The sequence below is a fragment of the Variovorax sp. R-27 genome, from assembly GCF_049913215.1.
Lineage (GTDB): Bacteria > Pseudomonadota > Gammaproteobacteria > Burkholderiales > Burkholderiaceae_C > Variovorax.
Genome location: NZ_CP183984.1, coordinates 3,992,646 through 4,007,109, shown reverse-complemented (window position 1 = coordinate 4,007,109; position 14,464 = coordinate 3,992,646). Strand labels below are relative to the sequence as shown.

The following is a 14,464-nucleotide window of genomic DNA, read 5'->3' as shown; positions in this document are numbered from 1 at the left end:
TTCAGGTGTCAGGGCCTTCTGGGCAGAAAGAATTCATCGAAGAGCGCGAGCACGCCGGGGAAGTCGCGAGCGAAGTTGGGACGGCTCACGAAGTAGGCCTCACAGGCTACCGCGAAGAATTCGCTGATCGACGTGGCGCCATAGGCGTCGAGCCACGGCGGCTCGGTGCCGAAGCGCTCAGCCTTGATGGTCTGCTCGCGGAAGTCGTCGTAGGCGGACTGCAGCACGGCGAGCCAGGCTTTGCGGGCCGCGCGCGCGTTGCGCTGGCCCGCAAAGCCGGGCGGCAGCGGCGGGCAGCCGTTGGCGTCGCCGCTGCGCATGTCGATCTTGTGGGCGAACTCGTGGATCACGACGTTGTAGCCGCGCTCACTGGTGACGCTGCTCGCCAGCACGTCGTCCCAGCTCAGCATGACGGGGCCACGCTCCATCGCTTCGCCAGCCACGACTTCGCCGTACTCGTGCACCACTTGGGCTTCATCAACCACTTTGCGCCGCGCTACTACCTCGGAGCGGTGCACGACGATGCCGACGAAATCGTCGTACCAGTTCAGCCCGCCCTTGAGGTGCAGCACCGGCAGCACGGCCTGGGCCGCGATGGCCAGCGCCACTTCGTTGGTGATGGTGAAGCCCTTGGCGCCGTGGAATTCCTTGTCGCGCAGGAACTCGGCCGTCAGCGTGCGAAGGCGTTGCCGGTCGGCTTCCGGCAGTGCGCCCAGGAAGGCGTAGCGCCTGAGCGCGGCCTGCCAGGCGGCTTCAGGAATCGGGGGCAGGGCGCGCAGGCGGCGCAGCCACTTGAACATTGCTGGCGGCGGCGCGGCTAGCGCAGATCGACGCGCTGCGCGCCGGCAGTGGAGAGGCACAGCAGCTGTGCGCGCGGCGGATGCGCGGCAGCATCCCAGTCGCTCAGCACGACGCGGCGCAGGCCGTTGCCCATGTCGTGATCGGCGGGGCGATGAGTGTGGCCGTGCACCAGCGTGCTGGCGTTTGCCTGTTGCAGCCACTCGCGTGCGGCGGCGGTGTCGACATCGGCCCAGACGGTCGACGGATTGCGCTTGCGGTCTTCGCTCTGCACGCGCATGGAGCGCGCGAGCGCGCGGCGCTCTTCCAGCGGCCTTGCGAGGAACGCGGCCTGCCACTCGGGCGTGCGAACCTGCGCGCGGAACTTGAGGTACTCGGTGTCTTCCAGGCAGAGGATGTCGCCGTGGCTCAGCAGCCAGCGCTGACCGTGCAGCACGAGCACCGTCGGGTCGTCGAGCAGCGTGAGGCCGCACTGCGTCGCAAACGCCGGGCCGACGAGGAAGTCACGGTTGCCGTGCATGAAGAACACCGGCAGCCGCTGCGCGGTGCGGCGCAGCAAGTCGGCGCACTGAGCCTCGAAGCCGGGGAGGGTGGCCGAATCGTCGCCGACCCACACTTCGAACAAATCGCCGAGGATGATCAGCGCGTCGGCAGGCGTGGTCTGCAGATAGCCCTGCCAGGCCTCGAAGGTGGCGGGCTCGCCGGCCTGCAGGTGCAGGTCGGAAATCAGGTCGACAGTGCGCCACGCGGGTGGCGCCACCAGCTCGGTAAAAGCCGGGTTCGCCACAGTCGTCATGCCGCGTCGCGCCTGTTCGTCATTCAGCGGTGACAACGGCCTTTTCGATCACGACGTCTTCGAGCGGCACGTCGTCATGAAAGCCCTTGCGGCCAGTCTTCACGGCCTTGATCTTGTCGACCACGTCGGTGCCGTTGATGACCTTGCCGAACACGGCATAGCCCCAGCCCTGGGCCGAAGGTGCGGTGTGGTTCAGGAAGCCGTTGTCGGACACGTTGATGAAGAACTGCGCGGTGGCCGAGTGGGGCGCGCTGGTGCGGGCCATTGCCACGGTGTAGTTGTCGTTCTTCAGGCCGTTGTTGGCTTCGTTCTGGATCTCGGCGTCGGTGGGCTTTTGCTTCATGCCGGGCTCGAAACCGCCGCCTTGCACCATGAAGCCGGGGATCACGCGGTGGAACACCGTGTTGTCGTAGTGACCCTTCTTCACGTACGAGACGAAGTTCTCGACCGACTTCGGCGCCTTGGCGGCGTCGAGTTCGAGCGTGATCACGCCGTAGTTCTTGATATGCAGTTCGACTTGGGGGTTGCTCATGAGGGCTCCTGCTTGAGAAAGGGGGAAAGGGATTACTTCGCCAGCAGCGTGGCGGACTTGATGGTGACGGCTTCGAGCGGCACGTTCTGCATGCCGCCCTTGTTGCCGGTGGCCACCGCGCGGATCTTGTCGACCACGTCGGCGCCGGCAACGACCTTGCCGAACACGGTGTAGCCGTAGCCGTCGGGGTTGGGCGCGTTGAGCGAGTCGTTGTTCTTCACGTTGATGAAGAACTGCGAGGTCGCGGAATTCGGATTGCCGGTGCGGGCCATGGCGATCGTGTACTTGTCGTTCTTCAGGCCGTTGCTCGCTTCCAGAGGAATGGGCGCGCGCGTGGGCTTTTGCTGCAGGTCGGCCGTGAAGCCGCCGCCCTGGATCATGAAGCCGTCGATCACGCGGTGGAACACCGTGCCGTCGTAGTGCTTGTCCTTGACGTACTGCAGGAAGTTCTCGACCGACTTGGGCGCCTTGGCTGCATCGAGCTCGACCACGATGTCGCCGGCCGAGGTGGCGAGCTTGACGCGCGGTGCCGCGGCCGTTTGCGCGTGGCCCGTGGCGGCGAACGTGAGTGCGGCGGCCAGGACGAGGGCGCTACGGCGGCTGAAACGGGAGAGGGTGTGAGTCGTCAAACGGGGCTCCATGTGCGGATGAAGGGGCGGGGCTGCGCGGCAGGCACCCTGGGGCGCCCGTGCCGGCGGCGATTACTTGCTGGTGCGGCCGACCGGCTTGCGGATGACCACCGGCGGCGCGGGCAGGGCGGCCGCTTCGGCTTCGGCCTTCGAGCTGAAGATCTGGCGGATCAGCGCGAGCTTGGGCGCGACGCTGGCGTTGGTGCTGGCGAACTGCTGCGCGCGCACGTATTCCTGTGCCGCGAGGCGGGCGTACACGTCGCCGAGGTTCTCGTGCGCCGTGGCGTAGTTCGGGTTGAGCTTGAGGGCTTGCTCGAGGGCGTTGCGCGCCTGGTCGAACTTGCTTTGCGAAGCGTACAGCGCGGCCAGGTTGTTGTAGGGCTCGGAGAGCTCGGGGAAATCTTGCGTGAGCTGCGTGAAGGCGGTGATGGCCTCGGCCTGCTTGTTCTGCTCGGTGAGGATCACGCCGCGCAGGAAGCGCATCTGCGGGTCGCGCGGCTTGCCGGCGATGTAGGTGTCGGCCTTGGCAAGCGCTTCGTTCGACTTGCCCTGGCGCAGCAGCGCGTTCACGTCGTCGTATTCGTTGGCGTGCACGGCGGAGCCCCACAGGCTGAACAGCAGTGCGAAGGCAATGGAGAGTCTGGAGAATGCGGCGTGCTTCATGAAGCCTCGGCGGAAATGGGGGGAGATGCAGGCTTGCGGGCTTGGGGAACACCCGAACGCTGCGCGGTGGCAGCCGTTTATACTTGGTTTCATTGTAGCCGAGGGGCCATGTCCAACCCCTCGCGACCACAGTCCCCGTCACCCCTGAAAAACACCGTCGTTCGCCCGTGCCGTACGTGCGCGAAGCGACGCTTTCCGAATCTCATGAGTCTGCGCATCTACAACACGCTGTCGCGTGAATTGGAGGAATTCTCCCCATTGCAACCGGGACAGGTGCGCATGTACGTTTGCGGCATGACGGTCTACGATTTCTGCCACATCGGCCACGCCCGCATGATGATGGCGTTCGACGTGGTGCAGCGCTGGCTGCGCGCCAGCGACTACGCCGTGACCTACGTGCGCAACATCACCGACATCGACGACAAAATCATTGCCCGCTCCGTGCAGCGCGGCATCACCATCCGCGAGCTGACCGACGAGGTGATCGCGGCCATGCACGAGGACATCGGCGCGCTCGGCATCGAGCCACCCACCATCGAGCCGCGCGCCACCGAATACGTGCCGCAGATGCTCGGCATCATCGAGAAGCTGGAGCAAAAAGGCCTGGCCTACCGCTCGGACAACGGCGACGTCAACTACGCGGTGCGCAAGTTCCCAGGCTACGGCAAGCTGTCGGGCAAGTCGCTCGACGAGCTGCATGCGGGCGAGCGCGTTGCCGTGCTCGACGGCAAGCAGGATCCGCTCGACTTCGTGCTCTGGAAGGCCGCCAAGCCGACCGAGCCCGCCGACGCCAAGTGGGAAAGTGCCTACGGCACAGGCCGGCCGGGCTGGCACATCGAGTGCTCGGCCATGAGCTGCGCCACCCTGGGCGAGACCTTCGACATCCACGGCGGCGGGGCGGACCTCCAGTTCCCGCACCACGAGAACGAAATCGCCCAGAGCGAAGGCGCCAACGGCAAGCCGCTGTCGCGCTTCTGGGTGCACAACGGCTTCGTGCGCGTGGACAACGAGAAGATGTCCAAGAGCCTGGGCAACTTCTTCACCATCCGCGAAGTGCTGCAGAAGTACGACGCCGAGAGCCTGCGCTTCTTCCTGGTGCGCACGCATTACCGCAGCGCGCTCAACTACAGCGACGCGCACCTCGACGACGCGCGCAATTCGCTCAAGCGCCTGTACACCGCGCTCGACCTGGTGGCCCCGGCCGACGTGGCCATCGACTGGGCCGATCCCCATGCGGCGCGCTTCAAGGCCGCCATGGACGAGGACTTCGGCACGCCCGAAGCCATCGCCGTGCTGTTCGAGCTGGCTGGCGAGGTCAACCGCACCAAGTCCGCCGAGACCGCCGGCTTGCTGAAGGCGCTGGCCGGCTCGCTGGGTCTGCTGCAAGGCGACCCGCGGGCCTTCCTGCAGGCCGGTAGCACGCTCGACGACGCGGCCATCCAGGCCCGTATCGCGGAGCGCGCCGCCGCCAAGGCCGCGAAGAACTTCGCCGAAGCCGATCGCATTCGCCAGGAACTCCTCGAGCAGGGCATCGTGCTCAAGGATTCGCCCACGGGCACGACCTGGGCGGCTGCGCAGTGAACGGAACGACGAACCCCATGCCCGCCAGCAAGAAGACCAGCGTTCAGATCTACACGCCGGACTATTGGGAAGAGGCATGCAAGCACCTCTCGCGGAAAGACCGCGTCATGAAGCGGCTGATTCCGAAGTTCGGCGACGCGTGTCTCGAATCGCGCGGTGATGCGTTCACCACGCTCGCTCGCAGCGTCGTGGGCCAGCAGATCTCGGTGAAGGCCGCGCAGTCGGTCTGGGACAAGTTTGCCGCGCTGCCGCGCAAGCTGACGCCGGCCAACGTGCTCAAGCTCAAGGTCGACGACATGCGCGGGGCGGGGCTCTCGGCGCGCAAGATCGAGTACTTGGTCGACCTGGCCCTGCATTTCGATTCGGGCATGGTCCACGTCGATGCGTGGAAGGACATGTCGGACGAGCTCATCATCGAAGAACTCGTGGCCATTCGCGGCATCGGCCGCTGGACGGCCGAGATGTTCCTCATCTTTCACCTGATGCGCCCGAACGTGCTGCCTGTAGACGACCTGGGGCTGCTCAACGGCATCAGCGTCAATTATTTTTCGGGCGATCCGGTCAGCCGAAGCGATGCCCGCGACGTCGCCGTGGCCTGGGCACCATATTGCAGCGTGGCGACTTGGTATATTTGGCGATCGCTGGACCCGGTTCCAGTCGCGTACTGAACAACAGGAGAAGACGTTGGCGAAACGAACCTTCCTCGACTTCGAGCAGCCCATTGCTGAACTCGAAACAAAGATCGAAGAATTGCGCTATGTGCAGACCGAATCCGCGGTCGACATCTCTGAAGAAATCGATCAGCTCGGCAAGAAAAGCCAGCAGCTCACCAAGGACATCTACAGCGACCTGACGCCCTGGCAGATCACCAAGATCGCGCGGCATCCGGAGCGCCCCTATACGCTCGACTACGTCAACGAAATCTTCACCGATTTCGTCGAACTGCACGGCGACCGGCATTTCTCGGACGACCTGTCGATCGTGGGCGGCCTCGCGCGCTTCAACGGCGTGCCCTGCATGGTGCTCGGCCACCAGAAGGGCCGCGACACGAAGGAGCGCACCGCGCGCAACTTCGGCATGAGCAAGCCCGAGGGCTACCGCAAGGCCTTGCGCCTGATGAAGACGGCCGAGAAATTCAAGCTGCCGGTGTTCACCTTCGTGGACACCCCCGGCGCGTACCCCGGCATCGACGCTGAAGAGCGCGGCCAATCGGAAGCCATTGGCCGCAACATCTTCGAGATGGCGCAGCTCGAAGTGCCGATCATCGTCACCATCATCGGCGAAGGCGGCTCCGGCGGCGCGTTGGCCATCTCGGTCGGCGACCAGCTGCTGATGCTGCAGTACTCGATCTACTCGGTGATCAGCCCCGAAGGCTGCGCTTCCATCCTGTGGAAGACCAGCGAAAAGGCGCAGGAAGCTGCCGATGCGCTGGGTATCACCGCGCACCGCCTCAAGGCGCTGGGTTTGGTCGACAAGATCGTGAACGAGCCCGTCGGCGGCGCGCATCGCGACCATCGTCAGATGGCTGCGTTTCTCAAGCGCGCGCTCAATGATGCCTTCCGCCAGGTCAGCGACCTGAAGCCGAAGGAACTGCTGGAGCGCCGCTACGAGCGCCTGCAGAGCTACGGCCGCTTCAACGACACCAAGGCCGACACCGGCAGATAACGCGCAGGCGCTGTCATGAACTCCGCTTTCGAACGCGCCATTGCCGCGTTCGAGCCGGCGCATTGGCCGCTGGCGGTGGGATTCAGCGGCGGTGCCGATTCAACCGCCTTGCTGGCCGCCTGCGCGGCGCGCTGGCCGGGGCAGGTGCTTGCCTTTCATGTGCATCACGGGCTGCAGGCTGCGGCCGACGGCTTCGAGCAGCATTGCCGTGTGGTGTGCGAGCGCATGGCCGTGCCGCTGGTCGTTCATCGCGTCGATGCCCGGCATGCGCCCGGCGACAGCCCTGAAGACGCGGCCCGCCGTGCTCGCTACGGGGCGTTTGCCGAGATGGCGCGCGCAAATGGGGCGAGGGCGGCTATCAAATCCATAGCGCTGGGGCACCATGCCGACGACCAGGTCGAAACCCTGCTGCTGGCGCTGTCTCGCGGCGCGGGGCTGCCGGGGCTGGCGGCCATGCCAGTGCATGCGCAACGCCACGGGCTCGACATCTACCGGCCGCTGCTTGCGGTTGCCGGCGCCGATATCCGTGAATGGCTGGCCGGCCGCGATCTGCCGTGGATCGAAGACCCGACCAACGACGACGCGCGCTACACCCGCAACAAAATCCGCTCCGTGCTGCTGCCCGCGCTGGAGCAAGCATTTCCGCAGTTCCGCACCACCTTTGCGCGAAGCGCCGGCCACGCCGCGCAGGCGCAGCAGTTGTTGAGCGAGCTGGCGGCACAAGACCTGGACGCCGTGGGCAGCCCGCCGCGCATTGCGACGCTGCAGACGCTGTCGCGCGCCCGCCAGGCCAACGTGCTGCGCCACTGGCTGATGCAATCGCATGGCTGCGCCCCCAGCGCTGCGCAGCTCGACCAGCTGCTGGACCAGGTCCGTGCCTGCACCACGCGGGGCCACCGCATCCACCTCAAGGTGGCCGCCGGTTTCGTCCAGCGGCAGGGCGATTTCCTGCATTGGTACAATGCCCCGCCCTCGCCAAAGACTTTGCTCTGACAGCTTGCAGGGCGCCGCCTTTCAAGCGGCCCTTTCCTTTTCTCTGATTTCACCCATGGCATTGATCGTTCACAAATACGGCGGTACGTCGATGGGCTCGACCGAGCGCATCAAGAATGTCGCCAAGCGCGTCGCCAAGTGGGCGCGCGCAGGCCACCAGATGATCGTGGTTCCGAGTGCCATGAGCGGCGAGACCAACCGCCTGCTCGGCCTGGCCAAGGAACTGGCGCCCAGCAAACCCGGCGTGGCGCACAACCGCGAGCTCGACATGCTGGCCTCGACCGGCGAGCAGGCATCGTCGGCGCTGCTGGCCATTGCGCTGCAGGCCGAGGGCGTCGAGTCCGTGAGCTATGCGGGCTGGCAGGTGTCGGTTCGCACCGACAACTCGTACACCAAGGCCCGCATCGAAAGCATCGACGACGAGCGCGTGATGGCCGACCTGAACGCCGGCAAGGTGGTGGTCATTACCGGCTTCCAGGGCGTGGACGACGACGGCAACATCACCACGCTGGGCCGTGGCGGCAGCGACACCTCGGCCGTGGCCATCGCCGCGGCCATGAAGGCGCACGAATGCCTGATCTATACCGACGTCGACGGCGTCTACACGACCGACCCGCGCGTCGAGCCCGATGCGCGTCGCCTGACGACCGTGAGCTTCGAAGAGATGCTCGAAATGGCGAGCCTGGGCTCCAAGGTGCTGCAAATCCGCTCGGTGGAATTCGCCGGCAAGTACAAGGTGCCGCTGCGTGTGCTTTCGAGCTTCACGCTGTGGGACATCGACATCAATGAAGAGGCCAAGTCCGGCACGCTGATCACTTTCGAGGAAGACGAAAACATGGAACAAGCCGTCGTATCCGGCATCGCATTCAACCGCGACGAAGCCAAGATCTCGGTGCTCGGCGTGCCCGACAAGCCCGGCATCGCGTATCACATCCTCGGTGCTGTGGCAGACGCCAACATCGAAGTCGACGTGATCATCCAGAACCTCAGCAAGGACGGCAAGACCGACTTCAGCTTCACCGTGCATCGCAACGAGTACGCGAAGACGATCGACCTGCTGCAGTCGAAGGTCATGCCCTCGCTGGGCGCGACCGAGATCGTCGGCGACACGAAGATCTGCAAGGTCAGCATTGTCGGCATCGGCATGCGCAGCCACGTGGGCGTGGCGAGCAAGATGTTCCGCGTGCTGAGCGAAGAGGGCATCAACATCCAGATGATCTCGACCAGCGAAATCAAGACCTCGGTCGTGATCGACGAAAAATATATGGAACTGGCCGTGCGAGCGTTGCATAAAGCGTTCGATCTCGACCAACCGAGCGCCTAAGTGATGGCATAATCTCGGCTTCTTTCAGGAACTGTGACCGAGTGGCCGAAGGTGCTCCCCTGCTAAGGGAGTATGGGGTGTAGAGCCTCATCGAGGGTTCGAATCCCTCCGGTTCCGCCAAGACAAAAGCCCCTGTAGTTGTGAGACTACAGGGGCTTTTTTCTGTCCGAGCCCATGGCAGAAAAGAACTTTGGCACTAAGCCTTGCTGCGCAGAGCCGAACCTCCGACCAGGAGCGCCACCAGGCTGGCGGCCGCGGCGAACATCACATACCACGCAGGGGCGAGCGGGCTCCCGGTCCGGGCGATCAGCGCCGTGGCAATGAATGGCGCGAAGCCCCCGAAGATCGTGACAGCAAAGTTGTACGCAATCGAAAGCCCCGTGGACCTCACCTGCGGTGGATAGAGCTCGGCCATGGCGGCGGGAGCGGGGCCGGTGAACCCGGCGATCAGTACGGCAAAGACGACCAGCACAGCCGTCAAGGTCGCGGCACTCGGAAAGGCCGTGAGCAGCCAGAGCGCCGGATAGGCCAGCACGAGGATCGCGGCAGCGAACCCGACCAGCAGCGGCCGGCGTCCGATCCGGTCCGACAGCCCGCCGAAAACCGGCGCCAGCACGACCAGCACCAGGAGCCCGGCGCCATTTGCCCACAGCGATGCGCTCTGCGGCAACTTCAGCGTGCGCACGGCGTACGTCGGCATGTAGACCAGAAAGAAATACGTGCACACCGTCCACACGATGGTGACGCCGAACCCGGCAATGATTTCCTTGCGGTACGAGCCCATCACCTGCCTCAGCGGCGACGCCTGTTGGTTGGCGGCCTTGGCCCGCTCGAAGGTTGCGGGCTCCCGCGTCTTGGCGCGGATGTACCAGCCCACCGGGCCGATGACCAGGCCGAACAGAAACGGAATCCGCCAGCCCCACGCTTCCAGTTGCTGGGGGCTCAGAACCCCCGTCAGCGTCGCGCCAAAGAGCGATCCGAGCAGGAGTGCACCGGCCTGGCTCGCCTGCTGCCAGCTTGCGAAGTAGCCCTTGCGATCTTTCGGCGCGTGCTCGACGAGAAACGCCGTCGCCCCTCCGACCTCGCCGCCGGCGGAGAAGCCCTGGATCAGCCTCGCCAGCACGATCCACGCGGGCGCCCAGAGGCCCGCATCGGCGTACGTCGGCGCCAGGCCGATCATTGCCGTTCCAAGCGCCATCAGCAGGATCGTTGTCGACAACGCGGCTTTGCGCCCATGTGTGTCGCCGAGCGCGCCAAGAATCACTGCACCGATCGGTCGCATCACGAAGCCCACGCCGAAGGTCGCCACGGTCAGCAACAGCGAAGAGGTTTCGTCGCCCGTGGGGAAGAACAGCTTGGAAATCGTGATCGCGAAGAAGCCGTAGACGGCAAAGTCGAACCACTCGAGCGTGTTGCCGATGACCGCCGCGGGAATCATCCGGCGCGTTGCATCGTGGGGCTCGTTGGAGGTGAGGGTGCCGAAGGCGCTGGTGGCATCAGCCACCGTGGCTGCGTCGAGGTTTTTCATGCTGTCTTGAGAGAAGGGGCGGGTGAGACATCGGCTTCGGCGAGCGCCCATGCGCCGGCCGATTGCATGAAGCGATCGGCCGCCTGCAGTTGGGCTGCGGAGATCCATTCGTCCGGCTGATGGGCCTGCGCGATGGAGCCGGGGCCGCATACCACCGTTGAAATGCCGACCTGCTGGAAGAAGCCCGCTTCGGTGCCGAACGGCAGGTCTGCCTCCGGCCAGAGCGCGCCGAGTTCGCGTGCGACCGAGACTGCCGCATCGTTGTCGCGTGCCGACAGCGCCGGCACGCCCGCTACCTGCACCGCCTCGACCGTGACGCCAAGAGGAAGGTCCATCAGCGCATCCCGGACCGTATCGCGCACGAGTTCCGCAGCCGCTTCGTCTTGCGGACGAAACTCCCACAGGACCTCGCAGCACCCCGGCACGATGTTGATGGCGGTGCCTCCGTCGATCCGGCCGATGTTGATGGTGGCCTCGCCACCCCGGCTGGCAAAGCTGCGCCGCAACCCGGCCAGGCAGGTGACCAGGTAGGCGGCGGGCTCGATCGCGCTGGCGCCGAGCGACGGGTCGCTCGAATGCGCGGGAAGCCCGCTGAAGAGCGCCCTGTGCCCGAAGAAACCCCGGTGCCTGACGCCGATCCGCATCTCGGTCGGCTCGCCGATGATGGCCAGCGCGGGGGCTTCCACTTGCGTCTTCAAGCGGTTCACGAGCTCCGGAACGCCGAGGCACCCGATCTCTTCGTCATAAGAGAAAGCAAGGTGGATCGGACGGCCCAGGGGGCGCCGCTGCCAGGCAGGCACGGCCGACAGGCAGGCGGCGATGAAGCCCTTCATGTCCGCCGCGCCGCGGCCGTGGAAGCGGCCGTCGCGTTCGACCAGCGTGAAGGGATTGGCGCTCCAGTTCTGGTCGGTCACGGGCACGACGTCGCTGTGCCCGGAGAGCACCATGCCGCCCGCCATGTCGGGGCCGATGCTGGCGAGCAGGTTCGCCTTCCGCTTGTCCTCGCTGTGCACGAGGTGCACCTTCACCCGGTGTCCCGCGAGGTAGTCGGCGATCCAGTGGATCAGGTCGAGGTTCGAGCGATGCGAGGTCGTATCGAATGCCACCAGGGTTCTGAGGATCTCGATGGTGGTCATGCGACACGCTCGGCCAGGGCATTGCTGGCGCTGTTGTTGCCGTTGTTCGCGCTTCTGCCGGAGTTGCCGCCGCCCAGCCGCTCCTGCACGAGCTGCATGGCCGCGGATTGCGTCGGCATGCCCGTGCGCCCGGCGAGTTCGAAGATCCGGTGCAGGGTGGCGCCGATGGCTTTCACCTGCGAATCCACTTTTGTGGAATTGAAGCCTTCGTGCTCCGACGCCACGCGGATCAGGCCGCCCGCGTTGATCACGAAGTCCGGCGCGTACAGGATTTCCTTGTCGCGCAACTGCCTGCCATGTTCGTCGCCGGCCAGCTGGTTGTTGGCGCCGCCGGCGATCACCCGGAACTTCATCTGCGGCAGGGTTCGATCGTTCACGACGGCGCCCATCGCGCAAGGAGAGAACACGTCGGCCTGAACGGCATAGATCTCGTCGGGCTCGACCGCCTGCGCATCGAACTCGGAGCAGGCCTTGCGCGCGAGCGCCGCATCGACGTCGGATACCGTGAGGCGTGCCCCCGCGCCGGCGAGCAACCGGCACAGGTTCCAGCCGACGTTGCCCAGGCCCTGCACTGCCACCGTCAGCCCACGCAGGTCGCGGTCCAGCCGATGCGCGACGCTGGCCACGATGCCGTGATAGACGCCCAATGCCGTGGTCGGCGAAGGATCTCCGGTGCCGCCCAGTTCTTCCGGCAACCCGACCACGTGCCGGGTGTTCTGTCGCACCCAGGCGAAGTCGGCGACAGTGGTGCCCACGTCTTCGGCGGTGATGTAGCGGCCCCCCAGGCGGTTGACCGCCACGCCCATCGCCCGCAGCAGTTCGGGCGTCTTGCTCTTGCGCGGGTCGCCGAGGATCACCGACTTTCCTCCACCCAGGCCGAGCCCCGCGGCCGCGGCCTTGAAAGTCATTCCGCGCGACAGGCGAAGCACGTCGCGCAGGGCGGAAGCTTCGTCGGCGTAGGGGTACATGCGACATCCGCCCAGGGCCGGCCCGAGCCGGGTGCTGTGAATGGCGATGATGGCCCGGAGCCCGACCCGATCATCGGATACGAAGACCACCTGTTCATGGTCCGCAAAAGACTCGGTAGAGAAGACGGTCATTTATTTATCTGTTTTTTGAGTTTCGATGTGAACGAATGCGGACGCGGCCTGCTCCAGGGCCGCTGCCGCATCAATGCCCGGGAACGCAGGCTAGAAACAGCAGCAAGCGGTGTAGATATAGCGATAGCTCTACTGGAGGAACGTCGAGCACCGCATCGGTGAGCGACAGAACTTCAGGGCTTGCTTGGCGGAATGATTGCGTCATGTGATGGCCTCGCTGTTGGGCACAGCATGACATCGGGAGACGCGGTGATATTGGTGAAAATTTGGCGCCGCAAGATCAGGCGCGGGACGGCTGCAATGCGGGCGCTGTCGTGATCAATCCCATCTCGCTGAACAGCCTTTGGTACTCGTTAAGCGCGAGATCCTGCAGCGACTGGTGATGCTCGGGGTCGATTGTTATTTCGCCGCCGGAAAATTCGAATTTTGCCGAATCTATCCAATCTTCATATTGAAGTTTGATTGGCGATGCCGGACGCTCCGGATCGGAGGCTTCGATCGTCGAATGAATATCCGGTATTCCCGGCTCGCCTTGGGGGATCAGGCAAGTCCAGACAAGGCCATGGCGTTCAACAGCAGGAAACATCGTGATCCTGAAGCATTCCACCGTCTTGAGTGCAAGCTTCTCCGGGGCCTTGCGGCATTGCCCATCGGACCCGTAGCGCAGGCCGTGATAGGCGCAGACCAGTTCGTCTTCTTCGATGCGCCCCGTGCTCAATGGCAGTCCGCGATGCGGGCACATGTCCCGGCCAATGCGAATGCCATGCGGCATGCGATAGATGGCCAACCGCAGATTCAGCAAGATCACCTGCCTCGGCTTTGCCGGCACCTCGTCGACGCGTGAGACCGGAAACCATTGCCTGGCCAGAACCGGCCAGTCTTGCTCGGAGAACGTGCAGTTCGGAGGCAAAAAGCCCTCGGGCAGAGGGCGCGAGGGGGGCGGTTCAACGGGCGGCATGGCTCGCTCGTCTTATTTGACCAGGCCGATCCGGATCCTCCGGTTGTGCTGCCCCTTGTTCTCGATCTTCAGGATGCGCAACGGTGCCGATTGCGAAGTCTTCGAAAGATGCGTTCCACCGCAGGCCTGCCGGTCGAGTCCCACGATTTCGATGATGCGCGTGGTGCCGTCGTCCTGGCTCGGCGGTGCGACGGACCGGCTGCGTAGTACCCCCGGTTCGCGCGAGAGTCCGGCTGCGTCGAGGTACACCGCATTCACCTGCAGCCCGTCGGAGATGAGGGTGTTGAGCTCGGGCTCGAGCTTGCGCAACTCGTTGTTGTCGGCCGCGGGCAAGTCGAAGTCGATGCGGGCCGTGCCGTCGGCCGCCATTTGCACGCCCGTTACCAGCGAGCCCTCGAAGCGCTGATAGACGAGCGCATTGAGGATGTGCAGGCCCGTGTGCAATTGGCTCATCATGAAGCGGAAATCCTGATCCACTTTGGCGACGACCTTGTCGCCGGGAATGGAGGCGGTTTCAGCCTCGTCGAAGACGTGCCACGCATTGCGACCCTCCGTTTCGACCCGGCCGATCTTGATTTCGCCACCATTCCATTGCAGCGTGCCGCGATCCGCCAATTGCCCGCCACCGCCCGGATAGAAGAAAGACCGGTCGAGAAGAACCGCATTCGGGCGGCGCGCTATGACATTGGCTTCGAATTGAAAGCAATCGGGTTCGATATGGCAGAGATAAGGAGACATGAATTCCTCGGTTGGCGAAACGC

At 64.8% G+C, this 14,464-nt stretch carries 15 protein-coding genes and 1 tRNA gene; 6 read left to right on the top strand and 10 right to left on the bottom strand.

The features are described 5' to 3' along the window. Nucleotides 1–8: 8 nt before the first annotated feature. Genes ACN9MV_RS18790 through ACN9MV_RS18770 form a run of 5 tightly spaced genes read right to left on the bottom strand, consistent with a single transcriptional unit; the run spans nt 9 to nt 3,418 of the window. Nucleotides 9–800: a zinc-dependent peptidase gene (locus ACN9MV_RS18790; protein WP_426388941.1), complete on the bottom strand. Its 792-nt coding sequence runs from the start codon at nt 798–800 to the stop codon at nt 9–11. 17 nt (nt 801–817) lie between these two features. Next, nucleotides 818–1,594, bottom strand: coding sequence for a UDP-2,3-diacylglucosamine diphosphatase (locus tag ACN9MV_RS18785; RefSeq protein ID WP_426388940.1), 777 nt, complete (start codon nt 1,592–1,594; stop codon nt 818–820). A 19-nt stretch (nt 1,595–1,613) separates the two neighbouring features. After that, nucleotides 1,614–2,126 carry a peptidylprolyl isomerase gene (locus tag ACN9MV_RS18780; protein WP_093056403.1) on the bottom strand — a complete coding sequence of 171 codons (513 nt, stop codon included), beginning with the start codon at nt 2,124–2,126 and terminating at the stop codon, nt 1,614–1,616. A 32-nt stretch (nt 2,127–2,158) separates the two neighbouring features. Beyond that, nucleotides 2,159–2,767, bottom strand: coding sequence for a peptidylprolyl isomerase (locus ACN9MV_RS18775; protein ID WP_426388938.1), 609 nt, complete (start codon nt 2,765–2,767; stop codon nt 2,159–2,161). A gap of 60 nt (nt 2,768–2,827) precedes the next feature. Continuing rightward, the gene (locus ACN9MV_RS18770; protein WP_093056405.1) at nt 2,828–3,418 is read right to left on the bottom strand and encodes a tetratricopeptide repeat protein; all 591 of its coding nucleotides are present in this window, start codon (nt 3,416–3,418) and stop codon (nt 2,828–2,830) included. A 204-nt stretch (nt 3,419–3,622) separates the two neighbouring features. On the opposite strand from ACN9MV_RS18770, the gene cysS reads away from it, so the two are divergent. The 6 genes from cysS to ACN9MV_RS18740 all read left to right on the top strand — a co-directional run bounded on the left by cysS (nt 3,623) and on the right by ACN9MV_RS18740 (nt 9,101). Next, nucleotides 3,623–4,999, top strand: coding sequence for a cysteine--tRNA ligase (cysS, locus tag ACN9MV_RS18765; protein WP_097199011.1), 1,377 nt, complete (start codon nt 3,623–3,625; stop codon nt 4,997–4,999). 17 nt (nt 5,000–5,016) lie between these two features. Further along, entirely contained in the window at nt 5,017–5,667 is a 651-nt protein-coding gene (locus ACN9MV_RS18760; RefSeq protein WP_093056579.1) for a DNA-3-methyladenine glycosylase family protein, read from the top strand. 16 nt (nt 5,668–5,683) lie between these two features. Further along, on the top strand, nt 5,684–6,664 hold the full coding sequence (locus tag ACN9MV_RS18755; RefSeq protein ID WP_093056407.1) for an acetyl-CoA carboxylase carboxyltransferase subunit alpha: 981 nt from the start codon (nt 5,684–5,686) through the stop codon (nt 6,662–6,664). Between the two features lie 15 nt (nt 6,665–6,679). Beyond that, a complete protein-coding gene (gene tilS, locus ACN9MV_RS18750; protein WP_426388937.1) occupies nt 6,680–7,657 on the top strand; it encodes a tRNA lysidine(34) synthetase TilS in 978 nt (325 codons plus the stop codon). 55 nt (nt 7,658–7,712) lie between these two features. Next, complete coding sequence (locus tag ACN9MV_RS18745) at nt 7,713–8,981, top strand: aspartate kinase (protein WP_426388935.1); 1,269 nt, start codon at nt 7,713–7,715, stop codon at nt 8,979–8,981. Nucleotides 8,982–9,008: 27 nt separating this feature from the next. After that, nucleotides 9,009–9,101, top strand: a tRNA-Ser gene (locus ACN9MV_RS18740). A 76-nt stretch (nt 9,102–9,177) separates the two neighbouring features. Here ACN9MV_RS18740 and ACN9MV_RS18735 read toward each other — a convergent pair. The 5 genes from ACN9MV_RS18735 to ACN9MV_RS18715 all read right to left on the bottom strand — a co-directional run bounded on the left by ACN9MV_RS18735 (nt 9,178) and on the right by ACN9MV_RS18715 (nt 14,441). Continuing rightward, nucleotides 9,178–10,509, bottom strand: a complete 1,332-nt coding sequence (locus tag ACN9MV_RS18735) for an MFS transporter (RefSeq protein WP_426388934.1) — start codon at nt 10,507–10,509, stop codon at nt 9,178–9,180. Further along, nucleotides 10,506–11,645 (bottom strand): acetylornithine deacetylase, encoded by a 1,140-nt coding sequence (gene argE / locus ACN9MV_RS18730; RefSeq protein WP_097199014.1) that lies wholly within the window; start codon nt 11,643–11,645, stop codon nt 10,506–10,508. The genes ACN9MV_RS18735 and argE overlap by 4 nt, the downstream gene beginning before the upstream one ends. After that, a complete protein-coding gene (locus tag ACN9MV_RS18725; protein ID WP_426388932.1) occupies nt 11,642–12,745 on the bottom strand; it encodes a Leu/Phe/Val dehydrogenase in 1,104 nt (367 codons plus the stop codon). The genes argE and ACN9MV_RS18725 overlap by 4 nt, the downstream gene beginning before the upstream one ends. 280 nt (nt 12,746–13,025) lie before the next feature. Next, a complete protein-coding gene (locus tag ACN9MV_RS18720) occupies nt 13,026–13,703 on the bottom strand; it encodes a Rieske 2Fe-2S domain-containing protein (RefSeq protein ID WP_426388931.1) in 678 nt (225 codons plus the stop codon). A gap of 12 nt (nt 13,704–13,715) precedes the next feature. Beyond that, entirely contained in the window at nt 13,716–14,441 is a 726-nt protein-coding gene (locus ACN9MV_RS18715) for an alanyl-tRNA editing protein (RefSeq protein ID WP_093056414.1), read from the bottom strand. Between the last annotated feature and the right edge of the window lie 23 nt (nt 14,442–14,464).

What these genes read in the sequence shown, in the direction of transcription:
- ACN9MV_RS18790 (WP_426388941.1), bottom strand. Translation starts at nt 800, where the DNA reads ATGTTCAAGTGGCTGCGCCGCCTGCGCGCCCTGCCCCCGATTCCTGAA.
- tilS (WP_426388937.1), top strand. Translation starts at nt 6,680, where the DNA reads ATGAACTCCGCTTTCGAACGCGCCATTGCCGCGTTCGAGCCGGCGCAT.
- ACN9MV_RS18720 (WP_426388931.1), bottom strand. Translation starts at nt 13,703, where the DNA reads ATGCCGCCCGTTGAACCGCCCCCCTCGCGCCCTCTGCCCGAGGGCTTT.
- ACN9MV_RS18735 (WP_426388934.1), bottom strand. Translation starts at nt 10,509, where the DNA reads ATGAAAAACCTCGACGCAGCCACGGTGGCTGATGCCACCAGCGCCTTC.
- ACN9MV_RS18780 (WP_093056403.1), bottom strand. Translation starts at nt 2,126, where the DNA reads ATGAGCAACCCCCAAGTCGAACTGCATATCAAGAACTACGGCGTGATC.
- ACN9MV_RS18725 (WP_426388932.1), bottom strand. Translation starts at nt 12,745, where the DNA reads ATGACCGTCTTCTCTACCGAGTCTTTTGCGGACCATGAACAGGTGGTC.
- cysS (WP_097199011.1), top strand. Translation starts at nt 3,623, where the DNA reads ATGAGTCTGCGCATCTACAACACGCTGTCGCGTGAATTGGAGGAATTC.
- ACN9MV_RS18770 (WP_093056405.1), bottom strand. Translation starts at nt 3,418, where the DNA reads ATGAAGCACGCCGCATTCTCCAGACTCTCCATTGCCTTCGCACTGCTG.
- argE (WP_097199014.1), bottom strand. Translation starts at nt 11,645, where the DNA reads ATGACCACCATCGAGATCCTCAGAACCCTGGTGGCATTCGATACGACC.
- ACN9MV_RS18760 (WP_093056579.1), top strand. Translation starts at nt 5,017, where the DNA reads ATGCCCGCCAGCAAGAAGACCAGCGTTCAGATCTACACGCCGGACTAT.
- ACN9MV_RS18745 (WP_426388935.1), top strand. Translation starts at nt 7,713, where the DNA reads ATGGCATTGATCGTTCACAAATACGGCGGTACGTCGATGGGCTCGACC.
- ACN9MV_RS18775 (WP_426388938.1), bottom strand. Translation starts at nt 2,767, where the DNA reads ATGGAGCCCCGTTTGACGACTCACACCCTCTCCCGTTTCAGCCGCCGT.
- ACN9MV_RS18785 (WP_426388940.1), bottom strand. Translation starts at nt 1,594, where the DNA reads ATGACGACTGTGGCGAACCCGGCTTTTACCGAGCTGGTGGCGCCACCC.
- ACN9MV_RS18715 (WP_093056414.1), bottom strand. Translation starts at nt 14,441, where the DNA reads ATGTCTCCTTATCTCTGCCATATCGAACCCGATTGCTTTCAATTCGAA.